This window comes from Acinetobacter sp. AOR41_HL, assembly GCF_027854645.1.
In the GTDB taxonomy this organism is placed as follows: domain Bacteria; phylum Pseudomonadota; class Gammaproteobacteria; order Pseudomonadales; family Moraxellaceae; genus Acinetobacter; species Acinetobacter nosocomialis.
Window position 1 is genome coordinate 70,007 of sequence record NZ_JAKTHZ010000046.1, and the last position, 25,638, is coordinate 95,644.

Below are 25,638 nucleotides of genomic sequence, written 5' to 3' on the forward strand. Positions count from 1 at the left end.
CTACCTCTTCGGATTTATTATCGTTTTGCTGTGTTGAGCCAGCCATTGTAATGCCATAATAACAGGGGCATTTCTTAAACGTCCGCTGTCGAGTAGTGTTTGAATTTCGCTATAACTAAACAAATGCAGCTGAATATTTTCACCCTCATCATCTACTCCAAAAACACCGCCTACAGCGGGTAATTCGGTTTCGGCGACATATAGATGAAATAATTCTGAACAGGCGCCTGCTGATGGGTAAAAACTAAATAGATGCTCTAAATCCTGAACTTCACAACCTGATTCTTCAAGGCTTTCACGTCGAATGCAACTTTCTGGTGACTCATTGCCATCTAACACGCCTGCAATAATTTCGAGTTGCCACGGCGATTGAGAGTCATCTAAAGCACCAACACGAAACTGTTCAATTAGGGCAAACTGTTGTTTTTGGTCATTGTAGAGTAGAACGCCAGCCGCTTCAGGTCGATGCACAAGTTCGCGCTGCAATACAGGAGTATATTCAGATTGATTAAATAGACGATGTCGAAGGCTGACTTTTTCAACTTGAATAAAACCACTGAACAGAAGTTCACGTGATGTTACTTCGACATCTTTAGATGTATAACTTGGATGCTCGACAATACTCATGATTCGATCAGGACGAAATCTATTTATTTCATCCTAACCGAGAATCATGGCTAGGCAAGTGTTTTTTTTGAATATTTACACTTTATGATACAGTTTTTGTCCTTGCTCTTGGTAAACCTCTTTCATTGCTTTGAGGCCTTCTTCAACCTCTGAATCGCTATTGGTGAGATTGTTGGCATAGTCACGTACATTCTGGGTGATTTTCATCGAACAGAATTTTGGACCACACATTGAGCAAAAGTGAGCAGATTTATGCGCTTCTTTGGGTAAAGTCTCGTCATGCATGCTGCGTGCTGTATCTGGGTCTAGGCTTAGGTTGAACTGATCATCCCAACGGAATTCGAAACGTGCTTTAGACAAGGCATTATCACGAACCTGTGCACCCGGATGGCCTTTGGCAAGATCGGCTGCGTGTGCTGCGATTTTGTAGGTAATAATTCCGTCTTTTACATCTTTCTTGTTTGGCAAACCTAAATGTTCTTTAGGTGTCACATAGCAAAGCATTGCTGTGCCATACCAGCCAATCATAGCTGCGCCAATCGCAGAAGTAATGTGATCATAGCCCGGAGAGATGTCTGTAGTTAAAGGCCCAAGTGTATAGAATGGTGCTTCTTTACATACCTCTAACTGCAAGTCCATGTTCTCTTTAATCATGTGCATTGGTACGTGACCCGGGCCTTCAATCATGACCTGAACATCATGTTCCCATGCACGGTGTGTAAGCTCACCCAATGTTTTAAGTTCACTGAACTGCGCTTCGTCATTTGCATCTTGAATACAACCCGGACGTAAGCCATCACCTAAGCTAAATGACACGTCATAAGCTTTCATAATTTCACAAATTTCGTCGAAGTGTGTGTATAAGAAGTTCTCTTCATGATGAGCAAGACACCACTGCGCCATGATTGAACCACCACGAGACACAATACCCGTTAAACGGTTTGCTGTAAGTGGCACATAGCGAAGCAATACACCTGCGTGAATGGTGAAGTAGTCAACGCCTTGTTCAGCTTGTTCAATAAGTGTGTCTTTAAAGATTTCCCAAGTCAGGTTCTCAGCAACACCATCAACTTTTTCAAGGGCTTGATAAATTGGCACGGTACCGATTGGAACAGGTGAGTTACGAATAATCCATTCACGTGTTTCATGAATGTTTTTACCTGTAGACAAGTCCATAATGGTGTCAGCACCCCAACGGGTTGCCCATGTCATTTTCGCAACTTCTTCATCAATTGAAGAGCCAAGCGCAGAGTTACCAATATTGGCATTGATCTTAACCAAGAAATTACGGCCAATAATCATTGGCTCAAGTTCTGGGTGGTTAATGTTGGCAGGAATAATAGCGCGGCCTTCGGCAACTTCTTGGCGAACAAACTCAGGTGTAATTTCTTTTAAGTTTTTCGCACCAAAGTTTTGACCTGGGTGCTGGCGCATATCCACAGCTTCGCGTTGACGCTGATTTTCACGAATCGCAATATATTCCATTTCAGGCGTAATAATACCTTGCTTGGCATAGTGCATTTGAGTGACATTTTTGCCTGCTTTAGCGCGGCGTGGGTTTTGAATATGTGCAAAGCGAATATCTGCAGTACGAATATCTTTTAAACGCTCCTGACCAAACTTTGAAGTTAGGCCAGAAAGAACGTCAGTATCGTTACGCTCTTCAATCCATTTTTGGCGAACTGAAGGTAAACCTTTGTTTAAATCGATTTGAACAGTAGGGTCAGTATAAACACCTGAAGTGTCATAAACCATAACAGGAGGGTTATGTTCACCGCCAAGACCAGTAGGGGTATCGGTTAAAGAAATTTCTCGCATTGGAACCTGAATATCAGGGCGAGAGCCTTCAATATAAACTTTTTTAGAAGCGGGTAAGATGCGGGTTAAGTCTTTTGCATCTTGTTCATGTTGTGCTGAAATTTCAGCAGAAGAGAGATTCGTTAATTGGTTCATCACATGATCCTTATGAATAACATCAACGAATCAAGCACGACCAAAAACGATGGCGGATTTATCTTGAACTAGATAAATTGAGGGCTTTAAGTTTTCAGATGGCTTGATTCCTACGCAGGTCTTAACCTGATCAGGTTCAACGGTACTTGTGATCAAACTTGTGTTGCGATAACACGGAATTTACACAATCTCAGCGAGCTATTACTCGCGCTCCGTCAAGCGATTTAAAGACTAACATGTTTTAGGTTGGCTGGCATTGTCAATTTGTATCTATACAAACCGCATCCATGTGGCAGTCACGATAACTTTTGGTATTCCAGGGTGACTCTAATTCTAATAATTGCTCAAGCTGTTCATGCACAATCTGGTAAGTTGATTTTTTTTGCCCATTTTCATCAATTAAATCTGTCTTGAATTGTGTATTACGCTCATCCACAGGAGTGGCAATAAACTTCAGAAATTATTGAGCGGGTTTTGCTAAGCTGGATTGTTTTTGTGTAGATAAGAAACGAATTTGTTGTAGAGCATCTTTATCAATCCATGTGTTTGGAGCAAACTCATCGGATACAGGCGTATTATCTAGCCCAAAGAAAATAAAATATCGGTACTCATTAAATAATAATTTTGCATCACTAATAAAATAACTCTTTGGATATTTTTGAATAAATTTTTCCCAAAATAATGCACGCTCACTAAGATCTTTCCATGAGATAGCCAACGCACCATCGTCATAGAAAATATCTTTATTGTCTTTTGCCATGCGAGTTAAAAACTCTTTTTGGTCAGTGGGTAGGGCTTTAGCAAAAACATCAACTAAATAGTTCGGCTGACGGCGATAAGTAAACATGCCCTCACCTTGATAGAGTAGTTCAATATAGGCTTGGCCCTCGTGTTGAATCAGGTATTGATCACGAGTACCAAGCTGATCGAATAACTTTTTCTTGGTTTTCATTGTTTTTTTAGCATCTAATGGTTCTTGTTCTAAAATGGCATATCCAAAAGCTTCAAACGCTTTTGCTGTTTTTTCATTATGTTCTTGTTTTAGAAAATGCTGATACATAGCGGTTGAAGCATTAATCAGCTTCAGTTGCTCATTATTTTTTAAAGAGGGAACACAGGTTTTAAGTTTTTCATTAATTTGATTTAGGTCTTCTATTTTACTGTTTTGATTAATTTTCTGCATAGCAGCCATAATTTGTAAGCAGCTACTGTCTCGCTGTTCGGTGGACTTTTGTGCAGTTGATTTTTGCTCTTTAGATACAGCCTGATCTTGCTCTGATGTTTTACTACATCCAGCTAAAAGTAGTGCACTGCACATACTCATCATTAGAATTTTTTTCATCTTTATATTTTTATCAAAATTAATATTGCTCAAATTATAACGCTTAAAAAGATTGCATCACTGTTAGAAATCTTTATTATTAGGTAGATCGGTCTACTTAATTTAATACCATGAATGATAAAACAGCAAGACAGAAAATTCTCGATGCAGCGGCAACACTATTTTATAACGATGGCATTACTGCAACTGGCATTAACTCGGTTACGGCTAAAGCAGATGTAGCCAAGATGTCGCTTTACAATAATTTTTCTTCAAAAGGAGATCTTGTTGATGCCTACATTGCTGCACGACATCAAGAGTGGTTAGACCTTTATCAAAACCGTTTAGAAAAAACAAAAACAGCTAAAGAAGCTATTTTGGCCGTATTTGATGCCTATCAAGATCATGCCGAGTTTGCTTATGAAAAGGGTTTTAGGGGATGTGGACTTTTAAATGCTGCTGCTGAGTTTCCTGCAAATAGTGCAGGACGAAATGCTGTAAGGCAGCATAAAGAACAAGTTGAGGCTATTGTTGCTGAGCATTTAAAAAAATTAATACCAGACTCACAGCGTATTAGCTATATCGCCTCACAACTTTCTTTTCTTTTAGAAGGTTCTATGGCAAGAGCTGGTCTAGAAGGTAGTAGCCGTCAACTTCAATTAGCGAGGCAAATGGCAGAAGATATTTTAGATCGAGAATGCCAACATGATTAGCCTTATTAAAAATAGTAGTTATGGTGGCATAATTGCAATTTTAGTTGCCTCTGTTTTGTGGGGGACAACAGGAACTGCGGCAGCATTTGCCCCAACACTTGGACCACTGGCAATTGGTGCTGTAGCGATGGGCGGTGGAGGCCTTTTACAAGCTCTGGTTGCATCACGAGCTATACGGGAAAACCGGCAATTTATTAGGCGTAATATTCCTATTACTCTTTTGGGCATTGCAGCAGTTGGGATATATCCCTTAGCTTTTTATTCTTCTATGCATTATGCCGGAATTACGATTGGTACTGTGGTTTCAATTGGTTCAGCTCCACTCATTGCAGCAGTTTTAGAGCGATTCTTTGACCGTAAAGTTTTATCTAAAACATGGTTCCTGAGTTTTGTGTTTGGTGTTGTGGGAGTAAGTTTATTATCTATGGGTGAAAGCCACACAGCACAAGATATTACAAATGAATGGGATAAGTTCTTCGGTATTTTTCTGGGGCTTGTTGCTGCTACAACTTATTCGCTTTATTCATGGGCTGCAAAAAGATTAATAGACCGAGGTATTGCTGCTAAAGCTGCAATGGGCATGATTATGGGTGGCGGAGCAGTTATTTTACTTCCTACTTTGTTGCTTACAGGGGGCGGTTTATTAGAGAGCTCAACAAATTTACTTGTGGCTGGCTATATGATGCTAATTCCTATGTTCCTCGGTTATTTACTTTTCGGCTTTGGGCTAAAGACTGTAAATGCGAGCAAAGCGACTACGTTAACTTTATCTGAGCCTTTAGTTGCTGCGATTTTTGCGATTGTGTTGGTGGGTGAACATGTATCATGGGTGGGCTGGCTAGGCATGTTTTTGATTTTCATTTGTATTTTGATGTTATCAAAGCCTGAAAATACATAAAAATGAAAACTTTTACTGGCTTGAGTTTAAATCAAATTTTTCTTAGTCTTAAAGCCAAGTTTTATCGTTGATTTAGACAATGAAAATAAAATTAATGCTTGTGGCGAGTTTATGGAGTTTTGCATCGCCGAGTTTTGCTTTAGATTTAGTTGAAACTTATGAGCGCGCAAAGCAAAATGATCCGACATGGCAAGCGAATCAACAACAATTTGAAGCAGATCAGCTCAATTTAGGGTTAGCAACTGGTGCTTTATTACCTACAGTCACATTATCTGGAAAGATTAATCGTAATAGCCAAACCGTAAAGCGTTCAAATTTTCCCGGTGTTGATCAAGAAGGACTGTCCGATGCTTTGGTCAGTAATACATCAACAACCAAACAAGCAACTTTATCTGCTCGTCAGCCTCTTTTTCGTATGGATGCATGGGAAGGTTATAAACAGGTTAAAACCTCGGTTGCTCTTAGTGAAATTACTTTACGCCTGCAAAAACAAGATCATGTTTTAAATGTGGCAGAAGCCTATTTTAATGTACTGCGTCAGCAGGCACTTACCGCTGCATATTTACAAGAGGAAAAGGCTTTACTTGAACAACTCAATATGATGAATGCCAAGCTTAAAGAAGGTTTGGTGGCACGTAGCGATGTAAGTGAGGCAAATGCCCAGTATCAAAATGCCAGAGCCAACCGTATTGCAACTAATGTTCAGCTTCTTTTAGCTCAAGAACAGCTCTCTGAATATATTGGCCCTTATCAAGATAAGCTTGCAGTACTGCGAAGTGATTTTACTTTTCAAAAGCCTTATCCAGCTCAACTTGATGACTGGATTGGCTTAGCCCAACAACAAAATCTAAAGATTCAGCAAGCCCGTTTACAAAAGCGATATGCTGAAGACCAACGCCGTGTGGAAAAAGCTGCACTTTATCCACAAATAGATGCTGTGGCGAGTTATGGCTATACCAAACAAACACCAGAAACACTGATTTCGACTGATGGAAAGTTTGATCAGGTTGGCGTAGAGATGAACTGGAATTTATTTAATGGAGGACAGACCCGAACCTCTATTAAAAAAGCCACTATAGAGTTAAATAAAGCGCAATCCCAGCTCGATGCGGCCATTCGCCGTGCCAATGTTGATGTGAAAAGCGCTTTTATGCAGGTGGATACCGACCGTGCAAAACTTGAAGCAAGAAAGGCGGCAATGGACTCTTCTTCACTTGTCTCTCAAGCCTCAAAAGCAAGTTATAACGAGGGCTTAAAAAGTATGGTTGATGTTTTATTAGCACAGCGTAATGCTTTTTCAGCAAAACAGGATTATCTTAATGCTCAATATGACTATTTATTAAATGTATTACGTTTAAAAGCGGCTGTAGGTCAGCTAGGAGAAAAAGATCTGGTCGAATTAAACAGCTGGTTAACGTATCAGTAATAAAAAATGCTTTTATCTGAAATTTAATTTTGTCATAAAAATTTAATGATTGATGTGTTTTAATGCTCAATCATTTTATCCCTGCGCCATCATGTTGGAGGCTTCCCTTGAGTCCGAGTAATCCGGTGTTAAGCCATCATATTTCTTCTCAATTTAATGAAGATTTGCAAGATGTGAACACAAAGTTTATGACCATGGGTGGCTTGGTCGAACAACAGGTTGCCAATGCAATTCATTCTTTGCTTGATACAGATGCGAATTTAGCAATTGATGTTCAATTTAAAGATAATGCAGTCAATCAATATGAGCGTGATATTGATGAAGGCCTGACACTGATTCTGGCGCGTCGCCATCCAGCAGCGATTGACTTGCGTATGGTGATTGCGATGAGCAAAGCCAATACTGACCTTGAGCGTATTGGTGATGAAGCTGCAAAAATTGCCCGTATTGCGCAAAATCTATGTGAAGAGGGTGGATCACCTCGTGGTTACATGGAAACCCGCCATATTGGTAATCAAGTACGTGTCATGATTCACGATGCCCTAGATGCTTTTGCGCGTTTAGATGCTGATCAAGCATTACGTGTACTTTTAGCCGATGCCGACATTGACCGTGAATATCAGTCAGCAACACGTACTTTAATGACTTATATGATTGAAGACCCGCGTCATATTGCACGTGTAATTAACGTGATGTGGGTTTTACGTTCTTTAGAGCGTATTGGTGACCATGCTCGTAACATTGCTGAACAAGTGATTTACATGGCAAAAGGTTTTGATGCTCGCCATACTAAAATTGAAGAAATTGAAGCAAAAGTTCACGAAAAGTAATACTTGAGTTGAAGTATCGAAAGGCCTTGTTTGAAACAAGGCTTTTTTTATTTTTTAGAAATAATAGATAAAAAAATGTCCCGAACTTTGGGGGGAAGTTCAGGACAGAAAATCAAGTGCATTAAGAGAAAACACGACAGGGATCGTGTCTTACTTGCTATGAATTGATATTAAAGTCTCAGCTATTTCATGTCATGTAGAGTCCTGTGCGCTCTATGTAAGGCTTTATATGTTTGTGTAAGTTTCACGTAAAAAAAGGCAGGTCTATGTATATAAACCCGCCTTTTTAATGATGATGAGCTTAGAAAAAACGAATTATTCTGGCTTCCAACCTTCTGCTTTTTCAACGCTTTCATCATTATTGAAGAACTTCTCACGTTGTTCTTCAAGGAATTTTTTCGCTTCTGGATCAAACACGTTTAAACGCTTTTCATTAATCAGCGTAGTTTGGTGTTGTAGCCATTCTTGCCATGCTTGCTTAGAAACATTTTCAAAAAATTCTTGGCCTTTGGCACCAGGAAACGGAGCGAAGTCTAATCCTTCCATTTCCTTTTGGTATTTACGGCAAAATACTTGTCGACTCATTTTGTATCCTTAAGCGTATAACTGTTCTAGACGTTTATGGGCACGGGCAATCGCAGCTTCAACCTGTTTTGGTGAAGTTCCGCCAATATGATCACGTGCATTTACCGAAGCTTCTAGTGTCAAAGCTTTATCAAATACATCTGCTGTAATTAGGTCAGAGAATTGTTGTAATTGCTCAAGTGTTAACTCAGATAGATCTTTTTCTTCAGCCACACCTAATGCAACAGCTTTACCTACAATTTCATGCGCATCACGGAACGCAACGCCTTTTTTCACTAAGTAGTCAGCAAGGTCAGTTGCTGTAGAGAATCCGCGAAGAGCAGCTTCACGCATGATTTCAACATTTGGAACCAATGCAGGGATCATGTCAGCAAATGCCATGAGTGAACCACGGACGGTATCAATGGCATCAAATAAAGGTTCTTTATCTTCTTGGTTGTCTTTGTTGTACGCCAGTGGTTGACCTTTCATAAGTATAAGTAAGCTAATTAAGTCACCAAATACACGGCCAGATTTACCACGGATGAGTTCTGGAACATCTGGGTTTTTCTTCTGCGGCATGATTGATGAGCCTGTACAGAAGCGGTCAGGAATATTCACAAATTTAAACTGTGCAGAAGTCCAAAGAATAAGTTCTTCAGACATACGCGATAAATGCATCATGATTAAAGATGCTGCTGCATTAAATTCGATAGCAAAATCACGGTCAGATACAGCATCAAGAGAGTTTTCAGATACAGCTTCAAAGCCTAGTAACTCTGCTGTATAAGCACGATCAATCGGGTAAGTTGTACCAGCGAGAGCCGCAGACCCAAGTGGCATACGGTTAACACGCTTACGGCAGTCTTGAAGACGTTCAGTATCACGAACTAACATTTCAAACCATGCCAACAAGTGATGGCCGAAAGTTACCGGTTGAGCTGTTTGTAAGTGTGTAAAGCCAGGCATGATAGTATTTACATTTTTGGCAGCTAAGCCCAACAAACCTTTTTGTAAACGCTCTAATAAGCCTAAAATGTCGTCAATTTCGTCGCGGAGATAAAGACGGATATCAGTTGCAACTTGGTCGTTACGGCTACGGCCAGTGTGAAGTTTTTTACCTGTAATGCCGATACGTTGAGTCAAACGTGATTCAATGTTCATGTGAACATCTTCAAGATCGATACGCCATTCAAAGTTTCCAGCTTCAATTTCTGCGCGAATGGTGCTTAAACCTTCAATAATGTCGTCTCGTTCTGCTTCTGTCAGTACGCCAACTTTCGCAAGCATGGTAGCATGCGCAATAGAACCAGCGATGTCTTGTTTATAAAAACGTTGGTCAAACTGAACAGAGGCAGTAAATTCTGCTACAAAAGCGTCTGTCGCTTCAGAAAAACGACCACCCCACATACCTGAGGTTTGGTTTGGGGCTGCTGAATTAGGGGGATTTGAAGATGTGGTCATGGTGGCTCAGTAAAATAAAAAAGAGTATATCACTTGCCGAAGCTCAACAAACAAAGTTGTTTTCTACAGCATATCGAAATCAAAATTCCTCCTATTTTTTTACGAAAATTGATCGTTGGCAACACTTATTAGAATTAATTATTGCAAGTAATGTTTTGGCATTGGTTCTAGCCTTGGCGGAAGCGCAGTCTTGGCACGCATTAAGTGGGACACGCCTTTTACAATATATGATTTTTATTAACTGGGTGATTTTGTCTTTTTTTGCTTTAGTTGAATATTTTCAAAATTTTTTTAGTCAGCTTCAGCAAAAATATGCTTTGGTCATTGGTTTTGTCTTGTTGCAAGCGATTGTGGTGGCGACCACCATCATAACTAATTTTTTTCAATTCGGAATTTTGAAAAGGATGACTGCTACAGCACAGGACTGGAGTATTTATTTTACTCATGTCCCATTATATTTAAGTTATGGAATATTACTTGGCGCATTTTGTTTGCGCTATTTATATGTTCGGGAACAATGGTTGCATCAACAATATGCAGAATTAAATGCTCGTATTCAGGCTATGCAAGCACGCATTCATCCTCATTTTTTATTTAATAGTTTAAATAATGTGGTGAGTTTAATTACGATAGACCCAGATAAAGCAGAAAGTATGCTGATTAGTCTGTCACGTTTATTTAGAGCGAGTTTTCAAGAATTAAAATTGGTAAGCTTGTATGAAGAAATTGAGCTTAGTAAACAATATTTAATAATTGAACAAATACGTTTAGGTGAGCGTTTACAAGTTGACTGGAAAATGGAAATTGAACCTTTGCAATTAAAGCAGGTCACGATTCCTTTATTGACATTACAACCTTTGTTAGAGAATAGTATTTTTCATGGGGTCGAACCAATGATAGGTAAAGCAACCATTGGGGTATTGGTTGAAATATTGCAAAATCAGGTCAGTATAGTCATTACCAACCCTTATACAGACGATACAATAAAATCACGGAAAGGGCATGGAATCGCTCTTGAAAATGTTAAGCAGCGCTTGAAGGCGTATTATGGGAACTCTGTTAGGTTCCAGGTGTATAAGGGTGAAACTTTATATACCACTATTATGAGCTATCACTACCAATCAAAATAATAAGTCAGTCAGAGTTAACCATAAAAAAATGGACCAAGTTAACGGTGACAAGGAGGATGAATGAAGGTGCTAATTTGTGATGACGAGCCACTTGCAGTGGAACGACTATCACGTTTAGTTTCAAAGATGGGACATGATGTTGTCGCAACAGCTCATCATGGCCAAGATGCCTTGGAACAGGCACGGCTTCATCAACCGGATGTGATTTTACTTGATATCCAAATGCCGGGTATGAATGGTCTCGTCTGTGCGGAGCAATTAAGTCAGCTTAATCCTCGACCTGCTATCGTATTTTGCACAGCCTATGATCAACATGCTCTAGAAGCATTTAAATCACAGGCACAAGCTTATCTTCTTAAACCGATTGACCCTCAAGAACTTGAGCAGGTTTTTAAGCAATTAACTCAACTTACTCAAGCGCAGCTCAGTGCCTTACCTAATCCTACGCTTTTGCAGGATTTAAAAACCCAAAGACATCAAATTGCTGCTAAAACCTATCGCGGTGTTGAGTTAATTCCTGTTGAAAATATCTATTATTTTTTGGCAGATCAGAAATATGTCACGGTACGACATAAAAATGGCAGTGTCTTGATTGATGAAACGCTAAAAGAACTTGAAACTGAATTTGCAGATCAGTTTATCCGTATTCATCGAAATGCTTTGGTCTCATTTGCTTATTTAGATGGTTTAGAGCTTGTGAGTTCAGGTCAGTATCAGGTTCGATTACGTGGCTTGGATGAAAGACTTTCTGTAAGCCGCCGTCATTTATCTACTCTTAGAGAGCGAATACACCAACTTTAATGAGTCAGCATCCTATTTTGTCAGTGAGATTTTACTTGCAATTTTAAGGGATCAAGTTAAGTTTAGGGTGTATTGTTTGACCAGCCCATGCTTGAATTTATGAAAACCTTGAAAATTGCTACACGACAAAGCCCACTTGCTCTTTGGCAGGCAGAACATATTCGTGCCCGTTTACAGGAGCTTCACCCAGATTTAACGGTGGAGTTGGTTAAGTTTGTCACGCAGGGCGATAAAATTTTAGATACACCTTTAGCAAAAATTGGTGGTAAAGGGTTGTTCGTTAAAGAGTTGGAAGCAGCACTTTTAGATGGTCGTGCGGACCTTGCTGTGCATTCAATGAAAGATGTTCCAATGGCATTACCAGAAGGTTTAACTTTAGCCGTCATTTGCGAACGTGAAGATCCATTAGATGCTTTCGTTTCAAATCATTTTGAAAATTTTGCTGACTTGCCGCAAGGAGCAAAAGTTGGTACATCAAGCTTACGTCGTAAATCACAAATTTTAAAACAACGCCCAGATCTACAAATTATTGATTTACGTGGAAATGTTGGAACTCGCCTAAGTAAGTTAGATGATGGTCAATACGATGCGATTATTTTGGCGAGCGCTGGTTTAAAACGTTTAGGGTTAGAAGAACGCATTCGTCACTGTATCGAGCCAAGTGTAAGTTTGCCTGCGGTTGGGCAGGGCGCTCTTGGTTTGGAATGTCGTGCAGATGACCAAGAAGTATTGGCTTTAATTCAACCTCTTTTACATACAGAGACTGATGTTTGTGTGCGTGCTGAGCGTGCATTTAATGCCTATCTTGAAGGTGGTTGTCAGGTACCGATTGCGGGCTATGCAACCTTACAAGACGGCAAAATTCATATTGAAGGTCGCGTCGGAAGTCCTGATGGGCAAACATTACTGCGTGCTGAACTCACAGATGAAGCACACAATGCTCAGCAATTAGGTGAAAACCTTGCTCGAAACTTACTTGAACAAGGCGCTGGCGATTTATTAAAGGCCCTTTACTAACGTTATGCTGTTTATTAATACTCGACCTGATTCACGTGCGGCTGAATTAACTCAAGCTTTGCAAAATAAGGGGTTTCAGGTCGAGTCTTTACCTCTTTTAGAGCTGGTTGCTCAACCTTTTTCAGAATCACTCGCTCAACTCTATCAGCAGTTATCTGGCGCACAAGCGATTGTAGTTGTGAGCCCCACTGCTGTTGATGTGGGGATGCAATATTTAAAGCAAAGTGGTTTAAAGCTAGACGACTTAAAACATATTCAGTGGATTGCGGTTGGACAGGCTACGGCACATCGTCTTTATGAATATGGAGTTGAAGCACATGTTCCAGAGGTTGAAACGTCTGAAGGCATGCTCAATCTTCCTATTCTTCATAATATGCGACAGACGGGTAGTGTGGCTTTTTGGAGAGGTGAAGGTGGCCGTCAATTTATGATGGAAACTTTGCAGCAGCAAGGCATTCAGATTTTGAATTTTGTCTTATATTATCGACAGTGCCCAGAAGTTTCATATTCAAAGTTCAAACATCTGACACAAAATTCAAATTATAATTTAGAAAAATGGCTTGTCTTAATTACCAGTGAGGCAAGCTGGAAATATTGGTTAGAGCTTTGTTTAAAAAATAATGTACAACCTGATTGTGTATATTTGGTTTTAGGGCCACGTCTTTTTCAACTTGTAAAAAAATATCGCGATCAACAACAGGCCTATTTTCACATTATTCAACTTGAAAATTTATCGCCTTCGGGGATGATTCATCACATTCAGGCATTATAAGGATTCGTATGAGAAAACTTGTTTCTATCATCATTTTGCTGAGCATCGCTTGGTTGGCTAAGCTCAGTTACGATATGTGGCAAATTTCTCGTACTGTTCCTGAGCTTCAGCAGAGCTTACTGCAATCGGAGCAGCAGTATGCTAATTTAAATGATCAATTGGTGGCATTAAAAAGACAAACACAGACTCAGTCGAGTAGTGACGTTCAAACAGCACCTTTAACAAATCATGAAATCATTCATACTGGTATTACGCCAACGGTAGTCATTAAACAAAAATTAGATTTAATTCAGTTTGCGATAGATCAACAACAGTTTATTTTTGCGGTAGATCATTTAACTCAGCTACAACAATCCTTACCACAATATGAAATTGCCCCGGCATTACAACACAGTTTAAATCAGGCGATTGAACAGGATAAACAGGCAATACAGCAATACGTAATTGCTCAAAATCAGCGTCATCAATTGATTGATGACTTACTGCAAACTATTGATAAGAATATTCAACAAGCATTAGCTCAACCTAAACTTGAAATGGATCAATCCGAGGCAGTGTCTTGGTGGAAAAAATGGTTCCGTATTGAAAAAGTAGAAACGCGGTCTATTAATTTAATGAATCGAAGTGTTGTATTTAAGGAAGTGCAATTAAGACTCTTAATTGCTGAGCAGGCACTAAATCAAGGAAAGATGGCAGAGTATCAAAATGAGCTGCAATCAGTAATGCAAAAACTAAATGAACTGCCAGACGCCACCAGTCAACAATTGAAAAACCGTATTGCTAAAGTGGCTCACTTATCTATCGTGCCTGTGCCTAAATTATCAACTCTTGGTCTATTAGGCTCATAAGGAGGACATATGAAACATCTCCTATGGGTTTACCTGCTCATTAGCTTAGTACTTTTTGCGGCTTTAGCTTTATTGAGTTATGGCTACGGTATGGGTTACGTCTATATCTACTGGCGTCAATTGCAACTGCAAACAAATGTGTGGGGCTTAGTCCTTACCTTTGTTGTGATGAGTTTTATTGCTCAGTTAATATGGCTTTGGATTAAACGTTATTCCTCGCGTGAACAGAGGAAAAGAGAAAATATTTTTCAATTTAAAAACCTTCATCCTTATGAGCAATTAGGTATTGTCTGGCTATTAGAAGCTGCCGAAGACCAACGCGTATTTATCGAACGCGTTTTTAATCAGTCGGGCCTTTTAAAAAATATTATTGATGCCAAGTTTTTGGTTTTAAGTGGAGATTATCAAAAAGCATTAGATGCTTTAGATCAATCCCCACCAATGGCTTTTGAATTAGCCGAGTTACAGCGTATTGAAATATTTCTAGCTCAAAATGAAGCTGAACGTGCATTAACTCATCTTGAGTTTCTATATCAACATCAATTATCACCTTGGCTTGAAGAGATCGAGACTGCATATCAACAACGATTAACCGCGTTATGGGGGCAGCTTGCTTTACAGCAACCATGGGTATATTTGCGTTCAATGAAGTATGGATTATTGGATGCTGAGCATCGTGATTTATGGTTGCAACAGCTTCTTCAACAATTCGATCAAGCTTCGGTAGACGATTTACATGCACTGCAACAGCGCTATCTAGATTTAGAGTCTGAAATTCAAACGAGACCTTATAGTAGTAAATTGCTATGGCTAAAACTTTTGGCACGTATGCCAGAAATGAGTATTCAGCATGAAGCATTAACCTTGCATTTACTCAAAGAGCAATTTGATCCAGACGTATTTTACTTATGGTTTCAGCAACAATTGCTTAAGCAGGTTCCTGACTATGCAGATGTTGAGGAAAAGATTAATCAATTCGAATCTCAATATATGAATTTGCCGGTTTTAACATTTGCAAAATGGCATGTTTACATGGCAACGGAGCGTCAAGCTGAAGCGGAAATATTATTAAGTTTATACCCAGATAATATTTTAATGAGCTATTTACGTATTAAATCAACCTTAAAAGAAGATGATGAGTTAATCAAACAGTTAAACCTAATCTTTGAAAATGATGCGAATTTTTTAAAATTTAAAATATGAGGTAAAAATGAAAGAACTGTCTGTCTACCCTGTAATATACGACCAGAAAGTAGCATGGGGAGATATGGATGCTTTTGGTCATGTCAATAATGTACAATATTATAGATATATTGAAAGCTCACGTATTTTATATATGGAAAATGTAAATATATTGACCCCAAATATATATACTGTTGTTGCTTCAAGTCAGTGCAAATATTTAAAACCTGTGTTTTATCCAGATGTATTGAAAGTAGGGGTTCGTGTAGAAGAGATGCGCAATAGCGCATTCCGTATGGCTTATATATTATGGAGTGAAACGCAGCAGCAAATCGTTGCTACAGCTGAAGCAGTAATGGTTTGTGTAGATAAATCTACGGGTTTAAAATGTGAAATACCAAATGAAGTAAAAAGTAAAATTATTGAATTAGAAAAATCAGTAGGGCATGACTTAATACATTTAGCTTAAATAAATATTAAGAAAATATATTTCAATTATAATTATTAATGTAATTAAAAAGTAAATTTATAGCATTATTCTGACGAACTCGTCTTTCAAACTATTGCTTATTGAATAGATTATAAATACTATTGGTTATGATTTAATGTTTTTAAATTTTGTCTGTATTATTTGAATTGTCTGTAAGACTGGAGTATTTATTAATGAAACCGGATATTAGTGAATTATCTGTTGAAGAGTTAAAACGCTTACAAGAAGAAGCAGAAGCTTTAATTGCAAGCAAAAAAGATCAAGCAATTGAAGATGCATATAATCAAATTATCGAGATTGCTGAAAATGTAGGTTTTAGTGTTGAACAACTTCTTGAGTTTGGTGCTCAAAAACGTAAGAAAACAACACGTAAATCTGTAGAACCACGCTACCGTAACAAAAACAACTCTGAAGAGACTTGGACTGGTCGCGGTAAACAACCACGCTGGTTAGTTGCTGAAATCGAAAAGGGTGCAAAACTTGAAGATTTCTTAATCTAATTGTATTGCTTCTTAAAAAGCCAAGCGATTTAGCTTGGCTTTTTTATTTTAAAAAGAATTAAAACTTTTATTTAAAAAATAAAGTATTCAATAAAGTGTTTAAATTCCTGAATAAATACATTGTTGAGACTAAATTTGCATTTAGTGAGATCAATCGTCAATTTTCATGATTTTGTCATACGTACAACTTATAGTCTTTAAGAAGACGCCAAGCCTGATTGCTTGGTTTTTTTATATGAAGTGAATTGGCGATGTTGAAAAAGTATGCATAATGTCAGACTAGAGAGGAACTCTCATATAAGGACGATAATTTGCATGTTGGTAAGGCTGAATGAAGAAAAAGTCTAAGCAATGGAAGTGGTGGTTTTTTGCCCTCATTGCATTTTTAATTTTTATTATTTTACAGATTCCGGCGACTTGGCTTATCTCTAAATTTTCAAAAAATAATCAAACTGTCCATAATGTAAGTGGCAACATCTGGCAGGGGCAAGCAGACTGGCATCGTGGTGCTTTACGGGGAACCATTCACTGGAAAACGAGACCTCTAGATTTACTTTTATTACGCTTTGCTGCAGATGTTGATATTCATAGCGGTAATACACAATTAGCGGGAATCATGGCATATGGTTTTGGCAAAAAAGTAATTGTACGAAATATGAATGGTCAAGTTGCTCCAGAAACACTGAAGCAGATTGTGAACTGGCAATGGCCTGTAAATAGTATTCAACTTAAAGATATCCAATTTAATTATAAAAAAGAGCAAGGCTTTGCAGCGGTTGATGGTCAGTTACATTGGGGTGGTGGAGCGCTGGTTTATAATATTGGTGATCGTCAAGATCGTATGAACATGCCTTCTTTAACTGGGCAGTTGGCTGACCACAATGGACAGCTACAAGTTGACATCCGTGATCAGCGAAATCAAAAAATGGCGAATCTTTTACTTGATGCCAATATGATGCTTGATGTTCAACTCACGCAGCGTTTATTGCTTAACGTTCCTTCTTATGACGGAAAAGCTGGTTTAGACACTTTTGTCATTAGTTCTCGCCAACCATTACTACAAGGTGGTAACTAATGAAAGCATGGCTTGATAAATTACAGCAATTACAATGGCAAAAATTAGATCGACTCAGTGTAGTCGTCTTAGCCATTTTAATTTTATGGTTGTGTTGGAAATTGGCTTCATTTTTTTGGTTGGTGATTGCTCCTCCACAAATGATGCAGTTTGATCGGGTAGAGCTCGGTTCTCAGCAGCCACAAATACCAAACATTAGTACTTTTTCACTTTTTAATGAACCTTCTGCCAATGCGGCTCAGGAAAGTGTGAATCTAGAATTACAAGGCGTAATGGTGGGTTATCCAAACCGCTTCTCTTCGGCTGTTATTAAAGTTGATAATATTGCTGAGCGTTATCGGGTTGGTGAAACCATTGGTTCTACTTCTTACCAACTGGCAGAAGTTTATTGGGATCATGTGGTGTTACGTCAAGGAAATGGCAGTACCCGAGAACTTGAGTTTAAAGGTTTGCCAAATGGGTTATATCAACCGATGACGCCAGATGCTTCACAACAACAACCTACTACACCTTCTCAACCTGCGGCACCTGTAAATACGACTCAACAAGCCCTAGGGCAAGCGATTCAGCAGATGCAAGGTAACCGAGAGCAGTACCTCAAAGATATGGGGGTCAGTGGCAACTCAAGTGAAGGTTATGAAGTTACAGAACGTACACCGACTGCGCTTAGAAATAAGTTAGGTTTAAGGCCTGGCGATCGAATTGTCTCTTTGAATGGTCAAACGGTTGGGCAAGGGCAAACGGATGTGCAATTACTTGAACAAGCTCGTCGAGCAGGACAAGTAAAAATAGAAATAAAACGTGGTGATCAAGTGATGACCATACAACAAAATTTTTAGTGATAACACGTCACCATAAGAGTTAGGAAATATCGCGAGTTATGGCTTTATTGAATCATCAACGTCCACTTTGGGCATTACTTGCAGCAGCCCCATTGATTGCGACAGTGAGTAGCAGTGCCTATGCCCAAACATGGAAGATCAATTTACGTGATGCTGACTTAACTGCCTTTATTAATGAAGTTGCAGACATTACAGGAAAGAACTTCGCTGTAGATCCAAGAGTACGTGGTAATGTCACGGTCATTTCTAATAAGCCATTAAATAAAGATGAAGTTTATGACCTATTTCTTGGGGTTTTAAATGTAAATGGGGTTGTTGCAATTCCTTCTGGTAATACGATTAAGCTTGTGCCGGATAGCAACGTTAAAAACTCAGGAATTCCTTATGATGCTAGAAATAGGGTTCGTGGAGATCAAATCGTTACACGAGTGATTTGGCTTGAAAATACTAATCCAAATGACTTAATTCCAGCACTTCGCCCTTTAATGCCCCAGTTTGCGCATATGGCTGCGATTGCAGGGACCAATGCACTGATTGTTTCGGACCGTGCCGCAAATATCTATCAGCTTGAAAATATTATTCGTAACTTAGACGGGACTGGGCAAAACGATATTGAAGCGATCAATCTTCAGTCGAGCCAAGCAGAAGAAATCATCACACAACTTGAAGCAATGAGCGCAACAGGTGCATCTAAAGATTTTAGCGGTGCTCGTATTCGTATTATTGCAGACAACCGAACAAACCGTATTTTAGTAAAAGGTGATCCAGAAACACGTAAGCGCATTCGTCATATGATTGAAATGCTGGATGTGCCTTCTGCTGATCGTTTGGGTGGCTTAAAAGTTTTTAGACTAAAATATGCGAGTGCTAAAAATTTATCAGAAATTTTACAAGGACTAGTCACTGGTCAAGCAGTATCTTCTTCTGGCAACAATAAGAACTCATCTAATTCATCAAATTCGATTAATGGTTTGATTGGGAATAACCAAAATTCTAGTTCAAACACGTCGGGTTCAAATGGTAGTTCAATATCTACCCCATCAATCAACCTAAATGGTAATTCAAACAATAGTAATCAGAACAATATCTCTAGCTTTAGTCAAAATGGTGTAAGTATCATTGCAGATAATGCTCAGAACTCATTGGTGGTTAAAGCTGATCCCCAATTAATGCGTGAAATTGAATCTGCAATTCAACAACTAGACGTCCGTCGTCAACAAGTGCTTATCGAGGCCGCAATTATTGAAGTCTCTGGAGATGATGCAGATCAACTTGGAATTCAATGGGCACTCGGCGATTTATCTAGTGGAATTGGTTTACTTAGCTTTAGTAATGTAGGGGCGAGTTTATCTTCTATTGCTGCTGGTTATTTATCGGGTGGTACGGCTGGAGCTGCATCTGCTATCGCTAATGGAGCTAATAAAGGTAATGGTGCAACTTTAGGATTGGGTAATTTTGATAACTCTCGTAAGGCGTATGGTGCATTAATTCAAGCTCTCAAAACCAATACAAAATCAAACTTACTTTCAACGCCATCCATTGTGACGATGGATAATGAAGAAGCTTATATTGTTGTAGGTCAAAACGTTCCATTTGTCACAGGATCAGTCACTACCAATAGTACGGGTATTAATCCATATACTACTGTGGAACGCAAAGATGTCGGTGTAACATTAAAAGTTATTCCACATATTGGTGAAGGCGGTACGGTGCGTCTGGAAGTAGAGCAAGAGGTCTCTGCTGTTCAGGATAGTCGTGGGCAAGCTGCTGACTTGGTGACAAGTAAACGTGCTATTAAAACAGCTGTTTTGGCGGAACATGGGCAGACTGTAGTGCTGGGTGGTTTGGTATCAGATGACACATCACTTTCAAGACAAGGTATACCTGGATTGAGTAGTATCCCTTATGTTGGGCGATTATTCCGATCGGATAATAGAAGTAATGTAAAACGTAATCTACTTGTCTTTATTCATCCAACAATTGTAGGCGATGCGAATGATGTTCGCCGTTTATCTCAGCAGCGCTATAATCAGCTTTATAGTTTGCAATTGGCTATGGATAAAAATGGTAATTTCGCAAAATTACCTGAGCAGGTTGATGATGTTTACAATCAAAAAATGACACCTCCAAGTATTGGAACTCAATCCAAAAATTATCAACAGGTTCCATCAGGTGGAAAAAGCACGACCATAACCACACCTGTGGCGGTAGAGCCTGCTGTTCAGAAACAGACCTTGCAGTTACCTGATCCGGAAGTGAATCGAACTAAAAATACAGTAACAACAACGACACTGCGTCCAAGCACGGCACCGTAGTAGCATGTTATGATTGATAAAAAATGAATAGGACATAGGCATGACTTGGAAACTGCAAGCAATTACTGGTGAATTTACTGGTCAAGAAATTAGTATTGATCGTGATATGTTGGTGGGACGTCATCAAGATGCTGATTTGCTATTACAGGCCGCTGAAATTTCGCGTCGCCATGCGGCATTGCTTTTAAAGGACCAATTGTTATGGGTGCAAGACCTTAATTCATCAAATGGTACATTTGTAAACGATATTCGTATTGAGCAAGAAAAGCAGCTGCATGATGGCGATATTGTTCAATTTGCAAGTTTTAAATTTTCAGTACTAGCGCCTGCTCAAGAAAATAATGATTTACCTGAAATTGAAGCAGAGCCAGTACAAGCTGCACCAACACAAGATTTAAGTGATCAAGGCATGCCAAGCCTTGCAGAGCGTGCTGCAGAGGTGGAAGTTCGCCACGATGGTATGCCGCAGAATATTTCTATTCCAAAACCTGCACCGATTCCTGAAGGAGTGAATATTCATGCTCAGCCTGAGCAAACTCCGGTTGCTATTGAAGAGCCTATTTCTCGTGTAGCTGAAGAAAAAGAGCAGCAAAAGAATGCATCTATTGGTTTAATTACTATTATTATTTTAGTGATTTTGGCTGTATTGGCATGGTTATTCTTTAAATAATTCGTTGGTGCTTTTACAATCAAGGCATGCTAAACGCATGCCTTTTTAATTTTGAGTAGAAGAAAATGTCTGTTGCACAACTAAGTAAGCGCGATTTAATTTTATTTGATCTGGATGGAACCTTGGTTGATTCTGCTGCCGATTTATATCGGTCTATGAACTTAAGTCTGCAATCACTCAGTTGGCCATTAGTAACAGAAGCACAAATACGGGAATGGGTAGGCAAAGGGGCTTCAAAACTTTGTGAAAGTGTTCTGCTTCATATATTTGGAAAATTGGATGCTGAACAACATCAGGTTTTATTGCAAAAGTTTATAGACATATATGGTGCAGAGCTGTGTGTAAATACTCAAATTTACCCAGGCGTACCTGAATTTTTGAAACATTGCCAAACTTTGAATATAAAAATGGCATGTGTTACCAATAAGCCCGTCAAGCTTGCTCAGGGACTGTTGGATGCCTTAGAGCTTTCTCCTTATTTTCAAGTTGTGCTTGGAGGAGATAGTTTACCTGAAAGAAAGCCGCATCCACTACCATTATTACATTGCATGGAAAGCCTAAAAACATCTGCTTCACAGTCTTTAATGATTGGTGACTCAAGTAATGATATTGAAGCTGCCCGCCGTGCCGGAATTGATTGTATTGTGGTTAGCTATGGCTATAATCATGGAGAAAATATCTATGATTGCCAACCTCAGCAAGTTGTTGATAGTCTTGCTGAGTTAATTGTCTAATGAAGAAAATGGAGATAAGAATGAATAAGCGTATGGTTTTTCGATGGCGTGTCTAACTCGAATCTAGAAAAACACACTTTTAAATCGAAACCATATTAGAGAAGATTCATGACAACATTAGCGCAATTTGAGCAACTTAAAACTGCTGGTTACAATACTATCCCAGTCTATCGTCAACGATTAGCAGATACTGAAACTCCATTATCGGTTTTTGCCCGCTTTAAAGATCAAACACAAGCTTACTTGTTTGAATCAGTTGAAGGTGGAGAGAACTGGGCTCGCTATTCTATGATTGGATTGGGTGAATCAACAGTTTTTTCCTGCAATGCTGGTGTTTTATCTATACAGCATGCTGATGGATCAATCACACAACAAGATTGTCTAGATCCATTTCAATACATTCGTGAATTCCAAAAACAATTTAAAGTACCCCCAGCCGATCTATTACCAGATTTACCAAGCTTTACAGGCGGATTAGTAGGTTATTTGGGCTATGACGCAGTCCGTTATATCGAGCCACGTTTAAAGAATGTTCCTACAGCCGATCCAATTACGCTTCCAGATTTATGGTTGATGCTTTCAAAGACGGTTATTGTTTTTGACAATCTTAAAGATACGTTATTTTTAATTGTTCATGCGGATGCAGAGCAGAGTAACGCCTATAATGATGCTCAACAAAAATTAGATCAATTAGAACAACTGTTGGCAACACCAGTTAGTTTGCAAGCGAAGCCGCATACACCTCCACATTTTGAATCGATCACTGGTAAAGCAAAATTTTTAGAGACAGTAGAAAAAGTTAAAGAATACATTCGTGCTGGCGATGTGATGCAGGTTGTTCCAGGGCAACGCATGGTTTCCGAATTTGATGGAGAAGCTTTACAGGTTTACCGTGCATTACGTCATCTAAATCCTTCACCTTATCTATTTTTAGTTCAAGGCCAAACGATTACTGATAAAAAACCATTTCATATAGTAGGTTCTTCGCCAGAAATTTTATCTCGTTTAGAAAATGGTATTGCTACGGTTCGGCCGTTAGCGGGAACCAGACCACGCGGTAAAACTAAAGAAGAAGATATTGCACTAGAAAAAGATTTGCTTTCTGACGAAAAAGAGATTGCTGAACATTTGATGCTGATTGACCTTGGTCGAAATGATGTAGGGCGTGTATCAAAAATTGGTAAGGTCCAAGTAACGGATCAAATGGTAATTGAGCGCTATTCACATGTCATGCATATTGTTTCAAATGTGCAAGGTGAAGTGCGTGATGATATCGATGCACTTGATGTATTTAAGGCAACCTTCCCGGCAGGAACCTTATCCGGTGCCCCAAAAATACGCGCAATGGAAATTATTGATGAAGTAGAGCCCGTAAAACGAGGTGTCTTTGGTGGAGCAGTGGGATATTTAGGTTGGCATGGTGAAATGGATATGTCGATTGCAATCCGTACTTGTGTTATCCGTGATAAAAAAGTGTATGTGCAAGCTGGAGCAGGGCTTGTTGCTGACTCAAATCCAGAATCTGAGTGGAATGAAACCCAAATAAAAGCTCGCGCAGTGATCAAAGCGGTTGAATTATCATCAAACGGATTGATTTTATGAGTTTTTAGCGGTTTTTTTAAAAAAACCGCTTGCATCGTTTGGAAGTTTTGCTAAACTGCACACCGTTCCGATACGAAACGTACGAAACACTAAGAAACGCCGGCATAGCTCAGTTGGTAGAGCAACTGACTTGTAATCAGTAGGTCCACAGTTCGAATCCGTGTGCCGGCACCATTTTAAAGTGTTAAGTTGAATGAGTAAAGAACAGCACTGTAGATAAGTGCGATATTGGTGAGATTCCCGAGCGGCCAAAGGGGGCAGACTGTAACTCTGTTGCGAAAGCTTCGAAGGTTCGAATCCTTCTCTCACCACCATCCTAAACTTCGAATGAAGTGGTTATTACCAACGTTGCGGGAGTAGCTCAGTTGGTAGAGCGGCAGCCTTCCAAGCTGCATGTCGCGAGTTCGATCCTCGTCTCCCGCTCCATCGAAGGATAGTCGCTCTTATAGCTCAGTGGTAGAGCACTCCCTTGGTAAGGGAGAGGTCTCGAGTTCAAATCTCGATAAGAGCTCCAGATATTAAAGTTTGAGTGGATTTCCACAAAGTTTTCAGAAAGCAGGCTATATAGTCTGCTTTTCAAGTATTGGGTGTCTGTTTTTTAGGCGATATGTCGATAAGCTGAGTTAGTTCAGCGCCATTTGTAGTTGGTTCGACGTAAACGAGGAAGATCATCATGGCTAAAGCCAAGTTTGAACGTAATAAACCACACGTAAACGTGGGTACAATCGGTCACGTTGACCATGGTAAAACAACTTTAACTGCTGCGATTGCAACTATTTGTGCAAAAACTTACGGCGGTGAAGCGAAAGATTACTCGCAAATCGACTCAGCACCTGAAGAAAAAGCACGTGGTATTACAATTAATACTTCACACGTAGAATACGATTCTCCAATTCGTCACTACGCACACGTTGACTGCCCGGGCCACGCCGATTACGTTAAAAACATGATCACTGGTGCTGCTCAGATGGACGGCGCGATCCTTGTATGTGCTGCGACTGACGGTCCAATGCCACAAACTCGTGAACACATCCTTCTTTCTCGTCAGGTTGGTGTACCTTACATCATCGTATTCTTAAACAAATGCGACCTTGTTGACGACGAAGAATTACTTGAATTAGTAGAAATGGAAGTTCGTGAACTTCTTTCTACTTACGACTTCCCAGGTGATGACACTCCAGTAATCCGTGGTTCAGCTCTTGCTGCTCTTAACGGTGAAGCAGGTCCTTACGGTGAAGAATCAGTTCTTGCTCTTGTAGCAGCTCTTGACTCTTACATCCCAGAACCAGAACGTGCTATCGACAAAGCATTCTTAATGCCAATCGAAGACGTATTCTCAATTTCTGGTCGTGGTACAGTAGTAACAGGCCGTGTAGAATCTGGTATCGTTAAAGTTGGTGAAGAAGTAGAGATCGTTGGTATTAAAGATACAGTTAAAACAACTGTAACTGGCGTAGAAATGTTCCGTAAACTTCTTGACGAAGGCCGTGCAGGCGAGAACTGTGGTGTATTACTTCGTGGTACTAAGCGTGAAGACGTACAACGTGGTCAAGTACTTGCTAAACCAGGTACAATCAAGCCGCACACTAAATTCGACGCAGAAGTATACGTACTTTCTAAAGAAGAAGGTGGTCGTCACACTCCATTCTTAAATGGTTACCGTCCACAGTTCTACTTCCGTACAACTGACGTAACTGGTGCGATCCAGTTGAAAGAAGGCGTTGAAATGGTAATGCCAGGTGACAACGTTGAAATGTCAGTAGAATTAATCCACCCAATCGCAATGGACCCAGGTCTACGTTTTGCGATCCGTGAAGGTGGTCGTACTGTAGGTGCTGGTGTTGTTGCGAAAGTAACTGCATAA

Annotated in this window: 23 protein-coding genes, 4 tRNA genes, 1 pseudogene and 1 riboswitch; of the genes and pseudogenes, 23 read left to right on the top strand and 5 right to left on the bottom strand. The window is 39.5% G+C overall.

Translation table 11 applies throughout. The features are described from left to right. The 3 genes and pseudogenes from MKL35_RS17450 to MKL35_RS17460 form a co-directional block, all read right to left on the bottom strand. Nucleotides 1-627, bottom strand: coding sequence for an NUDIX domain-containing protein (locus MKL35_RS17450; protein WP_004710927.1), 627 nt, complete (start codon nt 625-627; stop codon nt 1-3). Nucleotides 628-702: 75 nt separating this feature from the next. Next, a complete protein-coding gene (gene thiC / locus MKL35_RS17455) occupies nt 703-2,580 on the bottom strand; it encodes a phosphomethylpyrimidine synthase ThiC (protein ID WP_032011634.1) in 1,878 nt (625 codons plus the stop codon). A 90-nt stretch (nt 2,581-2,670) separates the two neighbouring features. Then, a riboswitch (TPP riboswitch) is annotated at nt 2,671-2,805 on the bottom strand. Between the two features lie 34 nt (nt 2,806-2,839). After that, nucleotides 2,840-3,922 (bottom strand): annotated as a pseudogene (locus tag MKL35_RS17460) (hypothetical protein). 110 nt (nt 3,923-4,032) lie between these two features. On the opposite strand from MKL35_RS17460, the gene MKL35_RS17465 reads away from it, so the two are divergent. From MKL35_RS17465 to phoU, 4 genes are all read left to right on the top strand, one after another. After that, nucleotides 4,033-4,614: a TetR/AcrR family transcriptional regulator gene (locus tag MKL35_RS17465; protein ID WP_004710920.1), complete on the top strand. Its 582-nt coding sequence runs from the start codon at nt 4,033-4,035 to the stop codon at nt 4,612-4,614. Beyond that, complete coding sequence (locus MKL35_RS17470; RefSeq protein ID WP_032011633.1) at nt 4,607-5,512, top strand: DMT family transporter; 906 nt, start codon at nt 4,607-4,609, stop codon at nt 5,510-5,512. The genes MKL35_RS17465 and MKL35_RS17470 overlap by 8 nt, the downstream gene beginning before the upstream one ends. Nucleotides 5,513-5,606: 94 nt before the next feature. Next, nucleotides 5,607-6,938: a TolC family outer membrane protein gene (locus tag MKL35_RS17475; RefSeq protein ID WP_016803687.1), complete on the top strand. Its 1,332-nt coding sequence runs from the start codon at nt 5,607-5,609 to the stop codon at nt 6,936-6,938. Between the two features lie 107 nt (nt 6,939-7,045). Further along, a complete protein-coding gene (gene phoU, locus MKL35_RS17480; RefSeq protein WP_000075183.1) occupies nt 7,046-7,768 on the top strand; it encodes a phosphate signaling complex protein PhoU in 723 nt (240 codons plus the stop codon). 315 nt (nt 7,769-8,083) lie between these two features. Here the strand turns inward: phoU and MKL35_RS17485 are convergent, their stop codons facing one another. Beyond that, nucleotides 8,084-8,353: an oxidative damage protection protein gene (locus MKL35_RS17485; protein WP_002053140.1), complete on the bottom strand. Its 270-nt coding sequence runs from the start codon at nt 8,351-8,353 to the stop codon at nt 8,084-8,086. A gap of 9 nt (nt 8,354-8,362) precedes the next feature. After that, the gene (gene argH, locus MKL35_RS17490) at nt 8,363-9,796 is read right to left on the bottom strand and encodes an argininosuccinate lyase (protein ID WP_209796462.1); all 1,434 of its coding nucleotides are present in this window, start codon (nt 9,794-9,796) and stop codon (nt 8,363-8,365) included. Between argH and MKL35_RS17495 the strand changes: the two genes are divergently transcribed. The 19 genes from MKL35_RS17495 to tuf all read left to right on the top strand — a co-directional run bounded on the left by MKL35_RS17495 (nt 9,787) and on the right by tuf (nt 25,638). Continuing rightward, complete coding sequence (locus tag MKL35_RS17495) at nt 9,787-10,926, top strand: sensor histidine kinase (RefSeq protein WP_031956184.1); 1,140 nt, start codon at nt 9,787-9,789, stop codon at nt 10,924-10,926. The two genes, argH and MKL35_RS17495, sit on opposite strands and share 10 nt — an antisense overlap. Before the next feature lie 60 nt (nt 10,927-10,986). Then, nucleotides 10,987-11,727, top strand: a complete 741-nt coding sequence (locus MKL35_RS17500) for a LytR/AlgR family response regulator transcription factor (RefSeq protein ID WP_032011631.1) — start codon at nt 10,987-10,989, stop codon at nt 11,725-11,727. A 99-nt stretch (nt 11,728-11,826) separates the two neighbouring features. Further along, entirely contained in the window at nt 11,827-12,744 is a 918-nt protein-coding gene (gene hemC, locus MKL35_RS17505) for a hydroxymethylbilane synthase (protein WP_199983357.1), read from the top strand. A 4-nt stretch (nt 12,745-12,748) separates the two neighbouring features. Further along, nucleotides 12,749-13,516, top strand: a complete 768-nt coding sequence (locus MKL35_RS17510; RefSeq protein ID WP_032011630.1) for a uroporphyrinogen-III synthase — start codon at nt 12,749-12,751, stop codon at nt 13,514-13,516. A gap of 8 nt (nt 13,517-13,524) precedes the next feature. Next, on the top strand, nt 13,525-14,364 hold the full coding sequence (locus MKL35_RS17515; protein WP_209796463.1) for a hypothetical protein: 840 nt from the start codon (nt 13,525-13,527) through the stop codon (nt 14,362-14,364). A 9-nt stretch (nt 14,365-14,373) separates the two neighbouring features. After that, nucleotides 14,374-15,567, top strand: coding sequence for a hypothetical protein (locus MKL35_RS17520; RefSeq protein WP_004710901.1), 1,194 nt, complete (start codon nt 14,374-14,376; stop codon nt 15,565-15,567). 7 nt (nt 15,568-15,574) lie between these two features. Continuing rightward, entirely contained in the window at nt 15,575-16,015 is a 441-nt protein-coding gene (locus MKL35_RS17525; protein WP_004710900.1) for an acyl-CoA thioesterase, read from the top strand. 194 nt (nt 16,016-16,209) lie between these two features. Then, nucleotides 16,210-16,536 (top strand): H-NS histone family protein, encoded by a 327-nt coding sequence (locus MKL35_RS17530; RefSeq protein WP_002053185.1) that lies wholly within the window; start codon nt 16,210-16,212, stop codon nt 16,534-16,536. Nucleotides 16,537-16,867: 331 nt separating this feature from the next. Next, nucleotides 16,868-17,611, top strand: a complete 744-nt coding sequence (gene gspN, locus MKL35_RS17535; protein ID WP_032011628.1) for a type II secretion system protein N — start codon at nt 16,868-16,870, stop codon at nt 17,609-17,611. Continuing rightward, nucleotides 17,611-18,450: a type II secretion system protein N gene (locus tag MKL35_RS17540; protein WP_004710893.1), complete on the top strand. Its 840-nt coding sequence runs from the start codon at nt 17,611-17,613 to the stop codon at nt 18,448-18,450. Before gspN ends, MKL35_RS17540 begins: the two co-directional genes overlap by 1 nt. 41 nt (nt 18,451-18,491) lie before the next feature. Next, nucleotides 18,492-20,768, top strand: a complete 2,277-nt coding sequence (gene gspD, locus MKL35_RS17545) for a type II secretion system secretin GspD (protein WP_004710891.1) — start codon at nt 18,492-18,494, stop codon at nt 20,766-20,768. 40 nt (nt 20,769-20,808) lie between these two features. Next, nucleotides 20,809-21,438 (top strand): FHA domain-containing protein, encoded by a 630-nt coding sequence (locus tag MKL35_RS17550; RefSeq protein ID WP_032011627.1) that lies wholly within the window; start codon nt 20,809-20,811, stop codon nt 21,436-21,438. A gap of 65 nt (nt 21,439-21,503) precedes the next feature. Continuing rightward, nucleotides 21,504-22,172 (top strand): phosphoglycolate phosphatase, encoded by a 669-nt coding sequence (locus MKL35_RS17555; protein ID WP_004883601.1) that lies wholly within the window; start codon nt 21,504-21,506, stop codon nt 22,170-22,172. A 108-nt stretch (nt 22,173-22,280) separates the two neighbouring features. Beyond that, entirely contained in the window at nt 22,281-23,774 is a 1,494-nt protein-coding gene (trpE, locus tag MKL35_RS17560; RefSeq protein ID WP_002053173.1) for an anthranilate synthase component I, read from the top strand. A gap of 98 nt (nt 23,775-23,872) precedes the next feature. Then, nucleotides 23,873-23,948, top strand: a tRNA-Thr gene (locus MKL35_RS17565). Between the two features lie 56 nt (nt 23,949-24,004). After that, nucleotides 24,005-24,088 (top strand) — tRNA-Tyr (locus MKL35_RS17570). Between the two features lie 36 nt (nt 24,089-24,124). Next, nucleotides 24,125-24,200, top strand: a tRNA-Gly gene (locus tag MKL35_RS17575). A 13-nt stretch (nt 24,201-24,213) separates the two neighbouring features. Beyond that, nucleotides 24,214-24,288: transfer RNA gene (locus MKL35_RS17580), tRNA-Thr, on the top strand. A 159-nt stretch (nt 24,289-24,447) separates the two neighbouring features. Next, on the top strand, nt 24,448-25,638 hold the full coding sequence (gene tuf / locus MKL35_RS17585) for an elongation factor Tu (RefSeq protein ID WP_002157016.1): 1,191 nt from the start codon (nt 24,448-24,450) through the stop codon (nt 25,636-25,638).

Excerpts from the sequence above, each read along its gene's own strand:
- thiC (WP_032011634.1), bottom strand. The coding sequence starts at position 2,580 with ATGAACCAATTAACGAATCTCTCTTCTGCTGAAATTTCAGCACAACAT.
- trpE (WP_002053173.1), top strand. The coding sequence starts at position 22,281 with ATGACAACATTAGCGCAATTTGAGCAACTTAAAACTGCTGGTTACAAT.
- tuf (WP_002157016.1), top strand. The coding sequence starts at position 24,448 with ATGGCTAAAGCCAAGTTTGAACGTAATAAACCACACGTAAACGTGGGT.
- MKL35_RS17465 (WP_004710920.1), top strand. The coding sequence starts at position 4,033 with ATGAATGATAAAACAGCAAGACAGAAAATTCTCGATGCAGCGGCAACA.
- MKL35_RS17450 (WP_004710927.1), bottom strand. The coding sequence starts at position 627 with ATGAGTATTGTCGAGCATCCAAGTTATACATCTAAAGATGTCGAAGTA.
- MKL35_RS17510 (WP_032011630.1), top strand. The coding sequence starts at position 12,749 with ATGCTGTTTATTAATACTCGACCTGATTCACGTGCGGCTGAATTAACT.
- MKL35_RS17520 (WP_004710901.1), top strand. The coding sequence starts at position 14,374 with ATGAAACATCTCCTATGGGTTTACCTGCTCATTAGCTTAGTACTTTTT.
- MKL35_RS17500 (WP_032011631.1), top strand. The coding sequence starts at position 10,987 with ATGAAGGTGCTAATTTGTGATGACGAGCCACTTGCAGTGGAACGACTA.
- MKL35_RS17530 (WP_002053185.1), top strand. The coding sequence starts at position 16,210 with ATGAAACCGGATATTAGTGAATTATCTGTTGAAGAGTTAAAACGCTTA.
- MKL35_RS17515 (WP_209796463.1), top strand. The coding sequence starts at position 13,525 with ATGAGAAAACTTGTTTCTATCATCATTTTGCTGAGCATCGCTTGGTTG.
- argH (WP_209796462.1), bottom strand. The coding sequence starts at position 9,796 with ATGACCACATCTTCAAATCCCCCTAATTCAGCAGCCCCAAACCAAACC.
- MKL35_RS17525 (WP_004710900.1), top strand. The coding sequence starts at position 15,575 with ATGAAAGAACTGTCTGTCTACCCTGTAATATACGACCAGAAAGTAGCA.
- hemC (WP_199983357.1), top strand. The coding sequence starts at position 11,827 with ATGAAAACCTTGAAAATTGCTACACGACAAAGCCCACTTGCTCTTTGG.
- MKL35_RS17550 (WP_032011627.1), top strand. The coding sequence starts at position 20,809 with ATGACTTGGAAACTGCAAGCAATTACTGGTGAATTTACTGGTCAAGAA.
- gspN (WP_032011628.1), top strand. The coding sequence starts at position 16,868 with ATGAAGAAAAAGTCTAAGCAATGGAAGTGGTGGTTTTTTGCCCTCATT.
- MKL35_RS17495 (WP_031956184.1), top strand. The coding sequence starts at position 9,787 with ATGTGGTCATGGTGGCTCAGTAAAATAAAAAAGAGTATATCACTTGCC.
- MKL35_RS17470 (WP_032011633.1), top strand. The coding sequence starts at position 4,607 with ATGATTAGCCTTATTAAAAATAGTAGTTATGGTGGCATAATTGCAATT.
- MKL35_RS17475 (WP_016803687.1), top strand. The coding sequence starts at position 5,607 with ATGCTTGTGGCGAGTTTATGGAGTTTTGCATCGCCGAGTTTTGCTTTA.
- MKL35_RS17485 (WP_002053140.1), bottom strand. The coding sequence starts at position 8,353 with ATGAGTCGACAAGTATTTTGCCGTAAATACCAAAAGGAAATGGAAGGA.
- MKL35_RS17540 (WP_004710893.1), top strand. The coding sequence starts at position 17,611 with ATGAAAGCATGGCTTGATAAATTACAGCAATTACAATGGCAAAAATTA.
- gspD (WP_004710891.1), top strand. The coding sequence starts at position 18,492 with ATGGCTTTATTGAATCATCAACGTCCACTTTGGGCATTACTTGCAGCA.
- MKL35_RS17555 (WP_004883601.1), top strand. The coding sequence starts at position 21,504 with ATGTCTGTTGCACAACTAAGTAAGCGCGATTTAATTTTATTTGATCTG.